The sequence below is a fragment of the Neolewinella persica DSM 23188 genome (genome assembly GCF_000373105.1).
Lineage (GTDB): Bacteria > Bacteroidota > Bacteroidia > Chitinophagales > Saprospiraceae > Neolewinella > Neolewinella persica.
In genome coordinates this window covers 1-16,946 of sequence record NZ_KB890424.1, presented here as the reverse complement: position 1 = coordinate 16,946, position 16,946 = coordinate 1, and the positions used below count along the sequence as shown (strand labels likewise).

Sequence of the window (16,946 nt, the reverse complement as noted above, 5' to 3'; positions counted from 1 at the left end):
CAGGGGGTGCAGGGTCGCTGCGCTTCGGTTGCAGGAGTTGCAGGGTCGCTGCGCTTCGGTTGCAGGGGGTGCAGGGTCGCTGCAACGCGCCGAAGGCGCACTGCAACGGGAGCGTAAGCGACCTCTGCAACAAGGAGCGAAGCCCGTCTATTCAACAAACTTATACCCCACCCCCCGCACGCTCAAAAAGTAAGCCGGATGCTTGGGGTCTTCCTCAAAATACTTTCGAAATGAGAGGATAAAGTTATCGATGGTACGCGTACTTGGATATACATCGTAGCCCCAGACGGATTGCAGAATTTGCTGCCGGCTTACGACCTCTCCCCGCCGATCGGTCAGTAATTTGAGGAGCATTGCTTCTTTCTTCGTAAGCGTAAACACGCCTTGGTTACCATCAGCTTCGTAGGTCGCAAAATTCACCTTATTACTACCGAAGGTGAACAGATTAGGCTTCACTTCGGGGTTCTTACTGGTCCGCTCTATAAGTCGGCGAACCCGCAGCAGGAGTTCCTCAAAAACGAATGGTTTAGTGAGGTAATCATCAGCGCCCTTCTTAAGGCCCTGAATGCGGTCAGCAGCCTGGTCTTTTGCAGTCAGGAAAATGATGGGGGTTTCCCGATCCGACAGCCGGATCTGTTCCACCACCTGAAAGCCGTTAACTTCAGGAAGCATCACATCAACGATCATCACGTCAAAGTGCTGTTCCTGACTGTGCTTGAGGGCCAGGCGGCCGTCGGCCGCCGTCACCACCTCGAAACCTTCGATTTCCAGGTTCAGTTTAACGGTTTCCCTAATGTTCTCTTCGTCTTCAACCAGTAGTACGCGCAGCATATTTAATCAGCTTTGATTCTTCTAATGAGTCCCTTCGGGACTTCGTTAAAGTTACGTTTGTAAACGGGAATGGTTGCCAAATTATCCGTTTTGTGACGATGACGTGTCATGAATGAAGTTAGCGAATGGGAGATAGGGGAAAGGAAGAAGGGGCTGCCGCAAACACCGTTTGGGGCGCTGCGCTTGCTCGCTTAGTGAATAATAGAATGAGAGAATAATAGAATGAGCTGCCGCAGATGCCGTTCGCAGCGCTGCGCTTACTCACCTTCAGAAGAGAATGAACAGGAAAAGATCTGCTCTTTCTATTCTGTGTATCCTCCGTGCCTCCCTCTGCGAGAACAAAGCTGCGCAAGCAGCCGAGCAAAGCCGTGCGGCAGCCATTCACCCCTTCAATAAATCGACTATTCACATCGTCCTCAACTGGCACTCAAAACCTCCCTTGCACCTGCGGCCGCGCCCTTATTGGTCTATTGGTACTATTAGGAAAAGGTTCCAATAGTCCAATAGGCTAAACAATCCCCAGCGAACAACTATAAATGAACGCGGGCGGCAAGTTGGCCATAGTGAAGCTTACCGTTACGCGGTGGAAGTAATCTTTGAGTAACCCGTAGTCTTGCAGTGCGTACTGGAATTGTAAAAACCGGCCTTCTGATTTCAATACGGTTTGGGCCTGTCGCAAGATTGTTTCTTTGGTGGTCTTATCGATCATGGATAAAGGCAGGCTGGAGACCACAAAATCTACCGTACCCGGAGCGAAAAAGTCGGTCAATCGTTCTGCGCTGACGGCAAGAACTGTTAATCGCTCATCCTTGATCGAAGCAAGGTTTTCTACGAAAGTTTCGTTAATCTCGTAGGCAGTAACGGTGCTTTGAGGATGCACCTTATTCAGGATGGCACGGGTCACGCATCCATCACCCGGGCCCAACTCAATAATGACTAATGGACGGTTATCGGGTAATGGTCCCACCAATTTTTTAACCAGCGCGGGTGAAGAAGCAGCAATTGACCCCGTGGTCCGGAAACTCTTGACTGCTTCCCGAAAAAAAGACCAGTTTTTCATGAATATTATTGAATATGGAGGCGAAAGGTAAGCAAAAGGAGCCGACTTCCGCTAATCCAGAAAGTGGTCCATCATCAGGGCCAGCTCTTGCCCGATCGTATTTTCCGGTGCGCTGCGCCCCGCCCGTGCGTACCAGTAGCTGGCCATAGGCTGGTCTCCTTCCATACGATGCAGCAGGGCGTGTATCCAGGCCGCATCACGGCCGGGGGCCTCATCGATCAGGTCATGTGCAAGTTGCCAGTTCCTGTTTTTCAGCCACCAAATGGCCGCAATTTCTGTGCGGCAGCCTTCGGGAGGTGCGGGGTCAGTAAGGGAAGATAAGAAGGCTGAGTGTTGCAAGGGATGAGGTTTCGAATCAGGTAATGTAGCAGGTGGCGAAGATATACCTTTAGCACGGAATATATCTTACTTAGTGTTGGCCAGGTAGCTCATATTCAAACAAATAAAAACACAGTAGCCTATTCCTGAGGTACTCCGGCCAGAGGGATGAAAGCATAAATAACCCTATCACATAAACATAGCACGCCGGAAAAGCGCTTAGGCAATGAATCAAATTTGAACCATGTACGAAATCGGCGGCCTGATTATTATTGGAATTCTGGCTCAATGGCTGGCCTGGAGGCTGAGGGTACCAGCCATCCTCCCACTTATTATTGCCGGACTATTGGTTGGCCCCTTTGCAGAATATTACTTCGGTCACCGAATCATTACTCCCAGATTCGAAAGTGATAGTGAATCAGGGCTTTTCCCCGGCAACCTCTTATTCGGGTTTGTTTCCCTGGCCATTGGTCTGATCCTTTTTGAAGGTGGCCTGACCTTAAAATCCAGAGAGATACGGGGGCTGGGGAAAAGTGTACTTCGGCTTACTACTTTTGGAGCCTTAGTTACCACCGTAGTCGCCGGTTTAGCCGCGCATTACATCATCGGCCTGAGTTGGCAGCTATCTTTTCTCTTTTCTACCCTAATCGTCGTTACAGGCCCTACTGTGATTACGCCGATATTAAGGCAAATTAACGTTAAACGACAGATCGCCACTATTTTGAAGTGGGAAAGTATCGTGATTGACCCCATTGGTGCGTTTCTGGCGGTGCTTTTCTATAATTTCATCATGGCCTACATTAAGGAGGAGGCAACGATTCAGCATGCGCTCATCGAGTTCTTCCGCTCTGGATTGGCCGGAATTGGTCTTGGGGTAGTTTTCGGTTTCGTTCTTTACCAGATTATTGTACGCCACCTAGTTCCCAAATACCTTCTAAATGTTTTTACGCTCGCCACAGTTGTCGGTGCGTTCATGTTTTCTAATCTGATTGCCGAGGAAAGCGGCTTATTGACCACCGTTGTCATGGGTGCCTTCGTGGCCAACCGTGATGATGAAACGGCCTTTCTCGATGACCTCCTAGATTTTAAAGAGAGCCTCACCCTTTTACTGATCTCCCTGCTTTTCATCCTTCTGTCGGCCAATATGACCGTCGACCAAATTCAGTTGGTCCTTAGTCCACAATGCCTGCTGGTTTTCCTGATTATTGTCTTTGTCGCCCGCCCTCTGGGCGTGTTCTGGAGCCTGGCGGGGAGTGAATTCGATTGGCGTGACAAGGCCTTCATCAGTTGGGTTGGTCCGCGAGGTATAGTTGCCGCCGGCGTAGCGTCCCTTTTCGGAATCGAATTGGAAAAGCATGGTATTCCAATGGCAGAGTACATTACTCCGCTGGTTTTCCTGATCGTACTCGGCACTGTTCTGCTTAATGCAACGCTGGCCGGGTTCATCGCCCGGAAGCTCAGGGTAAGCCTTCCTGAAGGTAGCGGTATCCTGATCTTCGGCTCTGGAGAGGGGGTACGCCGACTGGCGACCCGGCTGCGGGAGAGCGGAAGGGAAGTTACCATGGTCACCGCTAACCCGTCTGAAGCAGAAACCAGCAGGGAGGCCAATCTGAACGTTGTTTTCACCCAGGTTAACACGAATGACCTGGATGAAAAAACTGACCTGACCGACATCGGGTATGTGCTTGCCATGACCGGCAGCGACGAAGACAATGCCTTCCTCCTGAACAACTATCGCCGTCGCGAAGGTATCCGTGGTGCTTATCGGTTGATCAACCGTCGGGAAACAAAGCAACAACGCTTTTCCAACGACGCCCTCTTCGGCCCTTATGCCAGCTACCTGCTGACCAACCGTACCGCCCGGCAACACGAAGGGATTAACGTGCACACGGTCGTTGATCCGGATAATACGGCCGTCGTCCTCGAAAAGCTCCGGCAACAAAAAGCCATCCCCTTATACCTGCGTTGTACGGCAAGTGGCGACATAACCTTCATCACTGCACCAATGACGACACTGGCAAGTTCCGTTAACGATGAGTTGTTCTACTTTGGCGAACGACTTTCCGACAGCGATGAGCAGGAAAAAGTAAAAACGGTGGATGGTGAGGTTATCGAATAAAACCTACTCCAGCAACCGTTCCAGACGATTTCCCCTGCTCCCCTTAACGAATACGGTGGTGCCGGACCAGTCCTGCTGCCAAAACCAGGCGCTGAGCGCCTCGCTGTCCGCAAACCACGGGCGATCAAACTCCCGTGCTGCGGCAGCCATAGCCGGGCCTACCAGAACTACCGTACGCGCTACCTGCCCCGCACGCAAAGCCACCCTGCGGTGCGCCTCTGGAGCCGCCTCCCCCAGCTCCAGCATTTCCCCCAGAACGACCGCTGCATTATTCGCCAGATGATCTTGTTTGAATCCGGAGAGGGATGCTTCCATACTGCTAGGGTTGGCATTATAGGCATCCCAATAAAAGCGGACGTCGTTATGCTCCAGCAGCTGGCTCCGATGATTAGCAGAACGGTACTCGGATAAGGCAATAACGATCTCCGTACAAGGCACTTTGAAATACTTGCCCACCGCAATGGCCGCTTTCACATTCTGCAAATTATGCTGTCCGCTAAGGGCAACCGAGCATCGCAGCATATGCCCGACTTCGTCCATAAAGCCAATATCAAGCTGTGGGTGCAACGCGTAGACCTTTGTCTCCATTCCCGGTTGTTCTTTACTGGGCGCATCACTTTCTAAGTACCGTACTATGCGGTCCAGTCCGCCGGCCATGTCGGTCAGGTATGGTTCGTCCGCATTCACAAAAGCAACACCCCGGTTGCTGGCCAGATAGGCGAAGAGTTCCCCCTTTCCGATAATTACGCCTTCTATGCCCCCAAAACCCTCCAGGTGTGCTTCGCCAATATTGGTGATCAACCCGTGCGTAGGTCGTCCGATACGGCACAACTCCGCAATTTCTCCCTGGTGGTTGGCCCCCATCTCCAGAATACTCATCTCGGTGTCTTCCGGAGTAGACAAAATGGTCAATGGCAGACCAAGGTGGTTGTTGTAATTTCCGGGGGTGGCGTGTACGGAGTAACGGCGCAACATCACCGCATGGATCAATTCTTTGGTAGTCGTCTTACCGTTGCTTCCCGTAATTGCTAATACGGGCATACGGTGACGACGGCGATGCTCCATGGCCAAATTTTGCAACGCAAGCAAGCTGTCGGGCACCAAAAGGTAACGTTCGTCGCGCTTAGGCACCACCGTTGGATCATCGACGATGGCAAAGGCTGCTCCTGCCGCCAGCGCAGCGGCGGCATACTTACTGCCTTGCACCTGCGTCCCCGCCAACCCTACAAAAAGATCTCCCGGCTCAACCTGTCGGCTGTCAATCTTGATTCGTGGATGCCGGCGATAAATATCGTATAGCGCCTCTTCACTGTGCTGCTTCATGAAAATAGTTTGTACAAACCGTAAATGTAAAGCCTACCTGATACCTCCAGAAGCTTTTTACCGCTGAAATCCGATTATTCTACAGGGAATGTCTTTGATATTGAGGTTGTCTGAGTTATCGGGGTATCAGGGTGTCGGATTACCGGGTTATCCCGGCAAAGCACACCTTACCCGACGGCAACAAAAAACATCGCCCAATTCAAGAGGGATCTTCGCAAGACAACTTGACAACCGGACAACGTGACCACTCGACAAAAAAAATCCCCATTGGCTGCAGCCAACGGGGATTTTTTTATCGAGCGGTCACGTTTAGCGACGTGCACGACGCTTCTTAGGGGAAGAGCCAAAACGGTTCTGAGTACGTCCCTTACGGGCACTGTCACCACCTTCGCTTCCCATTTTGATCATGGCACAACGGAAACCGACGGTCCGGCTGGACTTGTCTTCTTCCATAAAGCGGCGGGTACCTGGACTCAGCCAGTAGGCACGGTCGGCCCAGCTACCACCCTTGTATACCCGGGCTTTGTCCGAGATCAGGGTGTGTTTGTTGGTAGCGTATTTAGCAAGGCTCTGCTCATCACCATCAAGGTAATCATAAACCCGGCCTTGCTTGTAGTTATCACGTTGGGCGGCATCTTCGTCCTTTACGTACTCGTACCGCAGGCGGCCGAGGCTGTCCTTAGGCAGCAGGGTGCCATCGACAGGGTCACGGGCAAAGTCACGGAAGTTGTTACCACGGTAGGCGTTGAGTTCGTGGTTTTCCACATCGCTCAAATCCTGGGTAGTCAGTGGACGGTAGAGGTCAAGGACCCATTCGTTCACGTTACCGGCCATGTTGTAAAGGCCAAAGTCGTTGGGGTAGTTTTCCAATACCTCCGTAGTGATGGAAGAACCATCGTTAGGCTTACCGGCAATACCCATGTAGTCACCACCACGACGCTTGAAGTTAGCGTACATCTGGCCCTGGTACTTGTCATGACGCTGGTAGCGTACGCTGGTTCCGCTCCAGGGGTAGATGCGGCGGTCTGTGTAGTTTTCGTCTTTTTCGTTAGCCTGGAGGCCGGGAAGTGCCAGGGCAGCATATTCCCATTCTGCTTCCGTCGGCAGGCGAACTTCAGGTTGCAGGATACCATCGGTCAGATTTACCTGACGCTCACCACCGGTGCGCAGATCCTTCAAGCCTTTACGTGGTTCAGTATCATACTGGCCAGCGAAGTAAGAGTCGGTGACAAAGACCTGGTCGTCTTTAGCTTCCGGGCTTGGGTTCAGGATACCTTTGTCGATCAGGATCGCTTCGTTTATCCGATCGGTACGCCAGCGGGCGAATTCCCGCGCCTGATTCCAGGAAACACCCACAACAGGGTGCTTATGGGTAGCAGGGTGGCGGAGGTAGTTCTGTACGTAAGGCTCGTTGAAGGAGAGTTCATCACGCCAAACCAGTGTGTCCGGAAGGGCGTCCCGATAAACTTCCGGGTAAGTAGCGGCATAAGAAACCCGCGTCCAATCAAGGTACAGCAAGTAATCTTCGTTGCTCATCTCACTCTGATCCATGTAGAAAGAGGAGACGGTAACCCGACGTGGAATGTTATCCCAGTCGTAAGGAACATCTTCTTCGGTGAACCCCATGACGAAGTTACCGCCAGGAATCAACACCATATTAGGAGGTGTTTCCTGCCCTTCGTAATCTGACTGAGTTTCAAAACCACCCCATTTGGTGTCGTTCATCTTCCAGCCAGTTGTTGCTGAGCGATCATTCTTGCCACAAGAAGTGAGTATTACTGCCAGGCAAAGAATGGGCAGCGCTTTTATCCAGTATTTCATAAATCTGATGTAAACCGAGTTGTTTCAGAAATTCGAGGCGGCAAATATACGTCGTAATAATGCAGTGCAAAGGGGATGACGCCGCCTACGGATAGTTAAACCGATGAAAGGGACCACCTATTGTGCGATAAATCTTAAAGTTTTTGAGAAAGTTGGGCGCGAACGCAGGTGCAGGCAAAGTCCAGGCTAAGGAGCAAGCATACACTTACTCCTTAGCTCCTCCTTTTTTATTTCTCTCGTCCTGTAACTGGCGGCGAAGCTTTTGCTCCACTTCCAGCCGGTTTTTACGGCTTTTTTCCAGCTCTTCGGCTGTCTTTTCCCGGGCAATACGAGCATCCCGGCTACCGCTAACAGCCACTCGCATACGAGCTATGGCAAACAGTAGTCCTGCCAGTAATATCCCGATGATGGACCACAGAATGATGTTGTAAGTCGCCTTAGAAAGCTGCACCCCCAGGAAGCTGATGCTGTCCCTTTGTCCCTTAAGGTTTCCAATTTCCGTATCCCGGCCACTGATTTCGGTTTCCTGGTCCGTGATTCTTGTCTTCTGCTCTGCCACCGTGGTCTTTAATTCCTCGATTTCAGAAGTATAGACCTCAATGGTATCCCTTACGTTTGCTTTATAAGCATTTAGAAAGTCCTGCCGGACCACCCGAAATTTTTGAAAACGGTTCGATGCGTCTATCATCGCATCAAACTGAACTTGTAATGATGCAGTGTCCGCCTGTGCGGGGTTACCGGGCTGTGCCTTCAGCACCTGCACGGACAGGAATAACAGCATTAAAGGTATAAGTCGAAGAATATTCATGTAACGCGCAATGTTGTGGGGGTAGCTCCAGGATAATAAGCCTTAGAGATTGTCAAAGATGGCTGCCGGCTAATAACCAGAGTGCAAAGAAACGTCGCTAACGCCAGAATCGAGGCCTGTAACGGTGACTTTATGTTTTTTCTCTACCTTCCACCTAAATACTAGAAAAGTAACGTGTGAAAAAATTACTCCCTTTCTGTTTCCTCCTCTTCCTGGTCAGTTGTACAACCGAAAAATCGCCCCAACTGCCCGAGAGAGGGCTCTCCCCCTGGGTGTTCCGGTCAGTTCTTGATCAACGGGCTCGTATGCTCACCGCAGCATTACATGAAGACCTCTTCGTCGCCTACAGCGCCGAAACCGGTGCATTGTACAAAGCCTGGAAAGGTGATGTAAAACTTGATGGCGCGGTTTACACCACCGCCCATGGGCCCCAGCCAGAAGCGGTGGGTAAAGTTTGGTTAAAGGATACTATGGAGCGACACTGGTTTTACCAGACTCCAGGTTCTGCTCCCGTATATCCAGAGGTTCGTTACCTGGGCCACCGCATAAAGGATGGACAACTCTACCTGAAAACCAGTCTGACCGACCCCACAGGAAAGTTCACCGCCATAGTTTCAGAGCGTCCCGAAGCCATCCAGAAACCAGGTGGGATGATAAGCCTTGAGCGTACCTTCTTCGTGGAAGGACTTCCTCCGGGAGTTGACCTCAACCTCAGGCTGCTTGTCGACGGAATACCCTCCGAAAACAGCCTTCAAACCGACGGAACCATAGAGGTCATCAATAGGAAAGTAAGCAGTTATTCCGGCCTTCGTTCACTGACCCTGTACGGTGTTTTGAAACTGAAGTCGTCAGGAACAACGTACCTCCACACCAATTTCATCCGTTACCCCACCCTCCCTGATGATTATTTTGCTGACGGCGGACTACTTGCTGACAACCGCGGCGAAGGCGAAAAACTGATCGAGCGCAATGGCTGTAAAACCTGCCACAATACCGTCGTCAAAACCGTTGGCCCGGCTTATCTCTCCATTGCCGAGCGGTATCCGAATAATACGGTAAACCTCGAAAAACTAACCTCGAAAGTCATCAAAGGCGGCAGTGGCACCTGGGGAAAAGCGGCAATGACACCCCACGATCATCTCCCTCCAGCTGACATCCGCACCATGGTACAATGGGTACTCGACCTGGACAAAGAAAAAGAAAGCTCTTTCACAGAAGAGGACCCTGCTGTCTTATTTTCCTCCAGCGAAGCAGATGCACTGCCCGCTACGGGGCCGGTAACAACCGATGGCCTAGGTGCAGGAGTACGAGCAGAAATATTTCCTGTTCCTGATGATATTGTCCGCCTGAACCAGGCTCCGTGGCAAAGCACCCCAATTCATGAAGGCATTGCCCCGACCATCGACTTCGTGGAAAGCGAATGGGGAAAACTATCGGATCTCTTCGCCGCCAGGTTCACGGGCTATCTCAAGATTCCCCAAACCAGTAATTACCTTTTTCGGTTGCGCAGTGACGATGGCAGCCGCTTACTGATCGACGGGCAGGAAATAATAAACAATGACGGCCTCCACGGCCCTGATCCACGCGATGGAGAAATAGCGCTGGCAGCAGGTAATCACCCCCTACTCGTTGAGTATTTCGAAAGAGGCGGAGGAAACGTATTAACCCTGGAGTGGCGCAGCTTCTTCAATCCGGAATGGCAGATTGTCCCAACGGAGAACCTTGGCTACGATCTCGCTGCTACTGATGCCACTTCGCTGCCCGCACCAATGGACCGCGGTACCATCTATCCCGGTGATGGTATCCGTCTCACCGACGTCCATCCAAGTTATGACCTCCGGCAGGCACGGCCGGATGGCTTCACGCCTAAGGTAGGAGGTATGGACTTCCTGTCCGACGGCCGGCTCGTTGTATCCACCTGGGATGCAGAAGGGGCCGTTTACCTGATCGAAGGAGCCCAAACCGGAGACCCACAGCAGATGACGACCAAAAAAATTGCCTCCGGCCTTGCCGAGCCTCTCGGGCTCAAGGTCGTTGACGATACCATCTTCGTGATGCAGAAGCAGGAGCTCACCAAGTTGATCGACCACAATGGAGACGAATTAATCGACGAGTACGTGACGGTTTCCAACAAGTGGAAAACAACGGCCAACTTCCACGAATTCGGTTTTGGCCTTGCTTACGAAGCCCCCTACTTCTACGCTACCCTGGCCATCGGCATCCTCCCTGGCGGCGCCAGCGCGCCGAACCAACCCCGAAGCCGTGGAAAATGTGTACGTATTCACCGGCAAACCGGAGCGTTAGACGTTATCGCCAGCGGTCTGCGCACCCCTAATGGCATCAATTTTGGCGTAGACGGAGAACTCTTCATTGCCGATAACCAGGGAGACTGGCTCCCCGCATCGAAGATCCTGCACGTAAGTGAAGGAGCGTTCTTTAATTCGTACGCCGTTCCTGGAGAAGAAGGGAAAACGCCTAAACCTCCGGTCGTATGGCTACCGCAAGATGAGATCGGTAACAGCCCCAGTAGTCCCAACAGCCTGAATGACGGCCCTTACGCCGGGCAAATGATCCACGGCGAAGTGACCCACGGCGGCCTTAAACGGGTATTTGTGGAAAAAGTCGGAGGAGAATACCAAGGTACCGTTTTCCGTTTCATTCAGGGCCTCGAAGCTGGTGTAAACCGGAACGTATGGGGGCCAGACGGGGCCCTTTATGTAGGCATGGTCGGCTCTACCGGTAACTGGGGAGACGTTGGTAAATTACATTACGGCTTACAAAGTGTTAAGTACAATGGGAAGCCCACCTTTGAAATGCTGGCCGTCAGGGCCAGACCCTCCGGTCTGGAGATTGAGTTTACCCAACCGGTAAGCGAGGGTAATGGATCTGACGCGGAAGACTTCAAACTTACCCGTTGGCGGTACCAGCCAACGGCAAATTATGGCGGCCCCAAGATCGACGAAACCGATATAGTGCCTTACGCCGCCAAATGGAGCTCAGACCGGAAGAAAGTACTCGTTTCCTTCACCGGTCAGTTGCCTGAGCACGTCTATTACTTCCGCTTACCCAACTCCTGGACCGACACCGATGGACGTAAGCTGTGGAGTACCGAAAGCTGGAGTACCGTTAACCGATGGCCGCAGGTTGGTCGGTAAAATTCTTGTCAGCGGGGCGGGGGCAAGCCCCGCCCCTACTGGCTAACGAAGGTCTACCCGCGTTCGCTAAGCGAAACTTGACACTTGTACGGGCGGGACTTGCCCCCGCCCAACCAGCATGAAACCAAAATGGCTGAGGCCTTCCACTAATTTAAGGGCTCCTTGCCCACTTACAAACAGCTACGCCTCTCAATCTTTCGCCAATCATGAAATACGTTTATCTCGCCATTTCTACCCTCCTGCTTATCTGTTGGATCATTTTTGGCAATTATCCAGGTCCGGCGGGCCTGCCGGTACCTGCCCTGGGACAGTTTTTCCATCCGGCTAAGGGCTTTTGGCGAAACACCCTGCCCAAACTAAGTGAGCGGGAAGGTGGCCATGAATTAAATATTGACCATCCCCAGGCGAAAGGAAGTATTTTCTTCGATGAACGCGGAGTTCCGCACATTTTTAGTGGCGACATAAAAGGAGCTTGCTTTCTACAGGGCTACGTCCATGCCGCAGACCGCATGTGGCAAATGGACATCAGCACCCGGGCAACGGAAGGGAGGCTAAGTGAGATCCTCGGCACCCGAACCATTCAACGGGACAGTTCACAGATCAGGCGCGGCTACCGCTACGCAGCTAAGAAGACCATAGATACCATGTCGGTTCACTTCCCGGAAGACCTGGAGGTATTACAGGCTTATGCTGACGGTTACAATGCCTACCTCGACCAGCTTGATCCGATTGATTACCCCGTAGAGTATAAGCTGCTTTCGCACGAGCCGTTACGTTGGTCCCCTTACCGTACGGCACTGCTTATGAAAGGGATGTCCCAAAGCTTGTCCGGCAGGTATTCCGATATTGCCACGGCTAAAACCAGGACCGACCTTGGCACGGATGTTTATCGTGAATTATTTCCGGAGCGCTTCCCCGGAGCCAGTCCTATTGTGCCCGACGATGGGAGGTATTCTTCCCCCGCAAAAGCAACCGTAGCGCAAGGCGAAGCTATCACCCTGCTTCCTAACCAGTCCCTTGCACCTGCGGCCTCGCCTGATGCTGTCAAAAAACAAGCACCTCAATACGCCGCAACTCCCATTGAGCCAGAAGACCAGGCTACTGAGCCCTACACACTAATGCCAAGGCACCCCGATAACGGCTCCAATAACTGGGCGGTTGACGGTAAGCACTCCAACACCGGCCGACCGCTTTTAGCCAGTGATCCGCACCTTGCTCTGACCCTGCCGAGTATTTGGTACGAGCAGCAGATCGTCTATCCGGGGGTTAATGCCCGTGGTGTCGGCCTCCCTGGCGCGCCGGGCATTATGATCGGATTTAACGATCATATGGCCTTCGGGGAAACGAACGTTGGCCACGATGTCACCGACTGGTTCAGTATTGAATGGACCGATGAAAACCGGACCCATTACCTCCTTGACGGTAAGGAAGTCGCTGCGCGGATTCAGTACGACACCCTACTGATTAAAGGGCGCGCGCCGATAATAGTTGAGACCCCCTGGACTATTTTCGGTCCCGTGCCAGAAACCAAAGGCCCCTACGCCAACCACGCGATGCGCTACCTTGCGCACGACGAACCTGGCGCCAGCCAACGCCCGCACTCAATGGTTGGCACCTTCCTGGGACTAACGCAAGCAAGGGGCTACGATGATTACGTGAACGCTCTGAAAGGCTATATCGATCCGGCCCAAAATTTCATTTTTGCGGACAAAACGGGTACCATTGCCATTCGCCCCAACGGTGGTCTGCCCCTGCGGGGCAACTTCACCGGTCGCATCCCAACTCCCGGCAACTCTGCCGCAAACAACTGGACGGGGTACATCCCTTTTGCCGATCGCCCCGAGCATAAAAACCCCAAACGTGGTTTCGTCGCCTCGGCAAATCAAGTAACCACCGGCCCCAACTATCCCTACGCCTATCATGGTGGTTTTGATGAGTACCGCGGACGATACATCAATCGCCAGCTGGGTCGGGAGAAGACCATGAACCAGCGCAAGATGAAAGAGCTTCAACTCAGCAGCTATTCTCTGCTTGCCGAGGAAGTGACGCCGCTGCTGATTGCCCGGATCAATAGGTCCGGTCTGAGCCCCAACGATGCTCGTTTGCTGCGCCTGCTATCGGAGTGGGACTACAATTGTGAAGGCGACAGCCGTGCTGCGTCCCTTTTCGAGCAATGGCGGGTTAAACTTTTTGAGCTTACTTTCGACGAAATGCCCAGAGACTCGGGCTACCTGCAGCCTGAACTATGGAAATGGACCGCCTTGCTTAAATCTCAGCCTCGCCACAAGGTTTTCGACATCCTCGCTACCCCCGACTTTCAGGAAACCGCAGCCACCATCACTCAACGTGCTTTCGACGAGGTTGTCGAAGAACTAGACGGTGAACTCCCCCCCACCTGGGCCGAAATGCGAAACACGACCATCCGCCACCTCGGGGCGGTACCTGGCTTCGGATCGGGCCTGATCACTACCGGAGGCGCACGGTTCTCTCCCCGCGCACTTAGCAGCGGACACGGCGCCAGCTGGCGCATGGTCGTAGAACTGGGCCCGGAACCCCGTGCCTGGGGCACACTCCCCGGAGGGGCCGCCGGAGACCCTTCCAGCGAGTTTTACGACAACGGTGTCGATGACTGGGAGAACGGCCGGTACCATGAACTCATCCGTTGGATGGACACCGAACAGGCGAATCGGAATGCTATTGGTGGGTGGATGTTTGGTCAGGGGTTGTCCGATTAAAGCTTAACCTTTACAGGTGCCCTGATGCTGAAAGCTGCGTTCGCTGCGCGAACGCAAACATCCTAATTAGGCAACCAGTAGGGGCGACCGCGAGGGTCGCCCCTACTGGCAATATCGTTTTCACCTCATGTGATCACACCTTAGTGTAGAACTTAGTGTCCTCAATGCTTAAGTGGTTCCCTCCCCCGGCCTACAAAAAAGGAATCTTAACCACCTCTGCCTCCAGTTGCTTCCGCCCCAGGTCGATTTGAATCTTTGTTCCCGGTGTATGCTGCCCGACGGTAACGTAACCCAGGCCCAGTGGATAGTCCAGAGAAGGAGAATGCGTGCCACTGGTTACGTTGCCGATGGCGTTACCGGCTGCATCAAGAATGGGGAAACCATTACGCGGTGCGCGGCGTCCGTCAAGCACAAAACCTACCAACCGGCGACTTAGTCCGGCTTCTTTTTGGCGGAGCAGGTGATCGCGGCCAACGAAATCTCCGGATTTCAACTTCGTGATCCAGCCCAAGCCTGCTTCAAGCGGGGTGGTCTCATCGTTAATGTCATTGCCGTAGAGGCAAAATCCTTTTTCTAATCGCAGGGTATCCCGCGCGCCAAGGCCACAGGGAATCAGCCCGGCAGACTTACCAGCCTCCAGTACCGCATGCCATACCGTCTCAACGGCACTGTTGTCCAGGTACAATTCGAAACCACCTGCTCCGGTATAGCCCGTTGCTGATAGGATTACGTTGTCGAAGCCAGCCAGGCTCCCTCTTACGAAATGGTAATACGGGATATCTGACAGGTTGGTATCGGTAAGTTTCTGGAGGATATCAGCGGCTAAAGGCCCTTGCACGGCCAGCAATGAAGTCTGTGCGCTGATATCGACCATCGTTGCCCCAAAAGTATTATGGCTACTGATCCAGTCCCAGTCTTTTTTAATATTGCCCGCATTCACTACAAGCATGTAGGCAGGGTGACCGTCGTTAGACGACATTGCCGGATTAGCGGGTAGGCGATACACCAGCAGGTCATCTACTATACCACCCTCTGGGCGTGGCAGGCAGCTGTACTGCGCCTGACCTTCCACCAGTTTATCGACGTCGTTACTGGTTACGTATTGTACCAGGTCCCGTGCTCCGGGGCCACGGACAATAAACTCCCCCATATGTGACACATCAAACATTCCAGCCTTTTCGCGCACGGCAAAATGTTCCTCCTTGAGACTTGTATAAGTCAGGGGCATTTCGAAGCCGGCAAAATCGACCAGTTTAGCGCCAAGGGCACGGTGGATTTCAGTAAGGGGGGTGGGAGTCATGATCTGTTGGTCTTTTGGTATTATTGGTCCGTTGGTAGTATTGGTTTGTTGGTAGTACTACAGCTGGTCTTCTGGACACTGAACCAATAGACCAACCTGGGTGCAAAGAAACGGTATTTAGCGCAATGTTGTCGCAACAAGTTCCTTAGTCCGTAGGCAAGTAGATTCTGAATGTTGTCCCATGCGGCTCGTTGTCTAACAGCTCTAATTGTCCGCCGTGTTTTTCCACGAGCTGTTTTACGATAAATAGCCCTAATCCGGTTCCTTTAGTAGTTCGGGTATCCTCGTTCCCAACGCGATAAAACTTGGTAAATACCCGTCGTTTTTCCCGGTCGGGGATACCCATCCCGTTGTCAGACACCTCCCAGATCAACTCCTTGACACCGCCACGTTGGAGTGAGGTATGGATCACGGGAGTGGGTTGACTGTATTTGGCGGCGTTTTCCAATAAGTTAACCGCTACGCTGGTCAGCCCTAACCTATCCCCCTTCACTAAACCTACGTCTTGAGCAATGTCTACGTGGAGGCTGGCCGACTTATACTTCATGGCTACCCGATCTGCTGCTTCATGAATTAATTGCCCCAGGTCCAATGATTCCTCATTGATGTCATATACATTTTCCAGCTTAGCACTTAGGAGTAAATCATTGACCAAAGCCGTCAGGCGATCTGTTTCGGCCAGTGCATTTGTACTGAGTTTTTCCTGTATTTCAGGCTTCAGCTCTCTTCGTTTTTGAAAGGTTTCTAAAATCAACCGGATCCCGGCAAGTGGAGACTTAAGCTCATGGGTGATACTGAGCAGGAAATTCCGCTGTTGTTCCGCGGCACTGATTTCTTTACGCAAAAACCGGAAAAGCAAAGCCAGTCCACCAATCAGGCTCAAGATCAAAATAATCGCTTCTCCAACAATCATCTTCTGCCCACGGTCAAAATCTTTGTTCAATTGCTGGTAGACGTCCGTATTTCGAAACGCCTCCTCGTTATTACTCCCCTGCTGCACAGCCATGCGGTAGGCCAGCTCGTTGACCTGGGCGATGTGCGCCTGTTCATTTTTACGCAACAGGAGTATCCCCCACCAGCCGAAGGCCAGCAGCATGTAGGCGATGATTAGGTAAATAGGTAAGGGGAGGCGACGCATGCAGAACAGATGGCGAATTAGAAGGTCCCGGGGGATGCCAGAAAGAGGGGGAAAGGTAAGGTGAAGTTTCCGGTCGGTCGTTTAGTGATTATTAGCAATAAGATCTCCGAGTTGGTATAACAACAATCATCTTCCCAAAAATAAAAAACATGAGTCATCCCGAATTTTGGCGATGACAAAAAATTAGGCCTTTTGTGTATTTTCGAGGAGTTCTCACACTTCAAGAAAAACTCAAAAGGCCTATGTTTTTAAAGTTACTGCAAGATAAAGCAACTACTCCAATAAAGCGAAAAGCAGGTCCATTTCTCCTTCGTCAAGTAGATCGTTACACCCGTCAG

Annotated in this window: 11 protein-coding genes; 3 read left to right on the top strand and 8 right to left on the bottom strand. The window is 52.2% G+C overall.

The window, feature by feature from the left end:
- Nucleotides 1-147 precede the first annotated feature (147 nt).
- The 3 genes from B036_RS0108520 to B036_RS0108510 form a co-directional block, all read right to left on the bottom strand.
- Nucleotides 148-831 (bottom strand): response regulator transcription factor, encoded by a 684-nt coding sequence (locus B036_RS0108520; protein WP_020568279.1) that lies wholly within the window; start codon nt 829-831, stop codon nt 148-150.
- Between the two features lie 508 nt (nt 832-1,339).
- A complete protein-coding gene (locus B036_RS0108515) occupies nt 1,340-1,891 on the bottom strand; it encodes a class I SAM-dependent methyltransferase (RefSeq protein WP_020568278.1) in 552 nt (183 codons plus the stop codon).
- Nucleotides 1,892-1,942: 51 nt separating this feature from the next.
- Nucleotides 1,943-2,230 (bottom strand): hypothetical protein, encoded by a 288-nt coding sequence (locus tag B036_RS0108510; RefSeq protein WP_020568277.1) that lies wholly within the window; start codon nt 2,228-2,230, stop codon nt 1,943-1,945.
- Nucleotides 2,231-2,453: 223 nt separating this feature from the next.
- Between B036_RS0108510 and B036_RS0108505 the strand changes: the two genes are divergently transcribed.
- Nucleotides 2,454-4,328 carry a cation:proton antiporter gene (locus B036_RS0108505; protein ID WP_020568276.1) on the top strand — a complete coding sequence of 625 codons (1,875 nt, stop codon included), beginning with the start codon at nt 2,454-2,456 and terminating at the stop codon, nt 4,326-4,328.
- 3 nt (nt 4,329-4,331) lie between these two features.
- On the opposite strand, the gene B036_RS0108500 is transcribed toward B036_RS0108505, so the two are convergent.
- The 3 genes from B036_RS0108500 to B036_RS0108490 all read right to left on the bottom strand — a co-directional run bounded on the left by B036_RS0108500 (nt 4,332) and on the right by B036_RS0108490 (nt 8,280).
- Nucleotides 4,332-5,651, bottom strand: a complete 1,320-nt coding sequence (locus B036_RS0108500) for a UDP-N-acetylmuramoyl-tripeptide--D-alanyl-D-alanine ligase (RefSeq protein ID WP_020568275.1) — start codon at nt 5,649-5,651, stop codon at nt 4,332-4,334.
- 309 nt (nt 5,652-5,960) lie between these two features.
- The gene (locus tag B036_RS0108495) at nt 5,961-7,472 is read right to left on the bottom strand and encodes an SUMF1/EgtB/PvdO family nonheme iron enzyme (RefSeq protein ID WP_020568274.1); all 1,512 of its coding nucleotides are present in this window, start codon (nt 7,470-7,472) and stop codon (nt 5,961-5,963) included.
- 205 nt (nt 7,473-7,677) lie between these two features.
- Nucleotides 7,678-8,280 carry a hypothetical protein gene (locus B036_RS0108490; RefSeq protein WP_157472089.1) on the bottom strand — a complete coding sequence of 201 codons (603 nt, stop codon included), beginning with the start codon at nt 8,278-8,280 and terminating at the stop codon, nt 7,678-7,680.
- A 176-nt stretch (nt 8,281-8,456) separates the two neighbouring features.
- Between B036_RS0108490 and B036_RS0108485 the strand changes: the two genes are divergently transcribed.
- Together B036_RS0108485 and B036_RS0108480 are read left to right on the top strand one after the other, a co-directional pair.
- The gene (locus B036_RS0108485) at nt 8,457-11,435 is read left to right on the top strand and encodes a PA14 domain-containing protein (protein WP_157472088.1); all 2,979 of its coding nucleotides are present in this window, start codon (nt 8,457-8,459) and stop codon (nt 11,433-11,435) included.
- 206 nt (nt 11,436-11,641) lie between these two features.
- Complete coding sequence (locus B036_RS0108480; RefSeq protein ID WP_020568271.1) at nt 11,642-14,170, top strand: penicillin acylase family protein; 2,529 nt, start codon at nt 11,642-11,644, stop codon at nt 14,168-14,170.
- Nucleotides 14,171-14,360: 190 nt separating this feature from the next.
- On the opposite strand, the gene gcvT is transcribed toward B036_RS0108480, so the two are convergent.
- Together gcvT and B036_RS0108470 are read right to left on the bottom strand one after the other, a co-directional pair.
- Entirely contained in the window at nt 14,361-15,470 is a 1,110-nt protein-coding gene (gene gcvT / locus B036_RS0108475) for a glycine cleavage system aminomethyltransferase GcvT (RefSeq protein WP_020568270.1), read from the bottom strand.
- Between the two features lie 145 nt (nt 15,471-15,615).
- Nucleotides 15,616-16,608: a sensor histidine kinase gene (locus B036_RS0108470; RefSeq protein WP_026231811.1), complete on the bottom strand. Its 993-nt coding sequence runs from the start codon at nt 16,606-16,608 to the stop codon at nt 15,616-15,618.
- Nucleotides 16,609-16,946 lie beyond the last annotated feature (338 nt).

Excerpts from the sequence above, each read along its gene's own strand:
- B036_RS0108520 (WP_020568279.1), bottom strand. The coding sequence starts at position 831 with ATGCTGCGCGTACTACTGGTTGAAGACGAAGAGAACATTAGGGAAACC.
- B036_RS0108515 (WP_020568278.1), bottom strand. The coding sequence starts at position 1,891 with ATGAAAAACTGGTCTTTTTTTCGGGAAGCAGTCAAGAGTTTCCGGACC.
- B036_RS0108505 (WP_020568276.1), top strand. The coding sequence starts at position 2,454 with ATGTACGAAATCGGCGGCCTGATTATTATTGGAATTCTGGCTCAATGG.
- B036_RS0108500 (WP_020568275.1), bottom strand. The coding sequence starts at position 5,651 with ATGAAGCAGCACAGTGAAGAGGCGCTATACGATATTTATCGCCGGCAT.
- B036_RS0108495 (WP_020568274.1), bottom strand. The coding sequence starts at position 7,472 with ATGAAATACTGGATAAAAGCGCTGCCCATTCTTTGCCTGGCAGTAATA.
- B036_RS0108490 (WP_157472089.1), bottom strand. The coding sequence starts at position 8,280 with ATGAATATTCTTCGACTTATACCTTTAATGCTGTTATTCCTGTCCGTG.
- B036_RS0108480 (WP_020568271.1), top strand. The coding sequence starts at position 11,642 with ATGAAATACGTTTATCTCGCCATTTCTACCCTCCTGCTTATCTGTTGG.
- gcvT (WP_020568270.1), bottom strand. The coding sequence starts at position 15,470 with ATGACTCCCACCCCCCTTACTGAAATCCACCGTGCCCTTGGCGCTAAA.
- B036_RS0108470 (WP_026231811.1), bottom strand. The coding sequence starts at position 16,608 with ATGCGTCGCCTCCCCTTACCTATTTACCTAATCATCGCCTACATGCTG.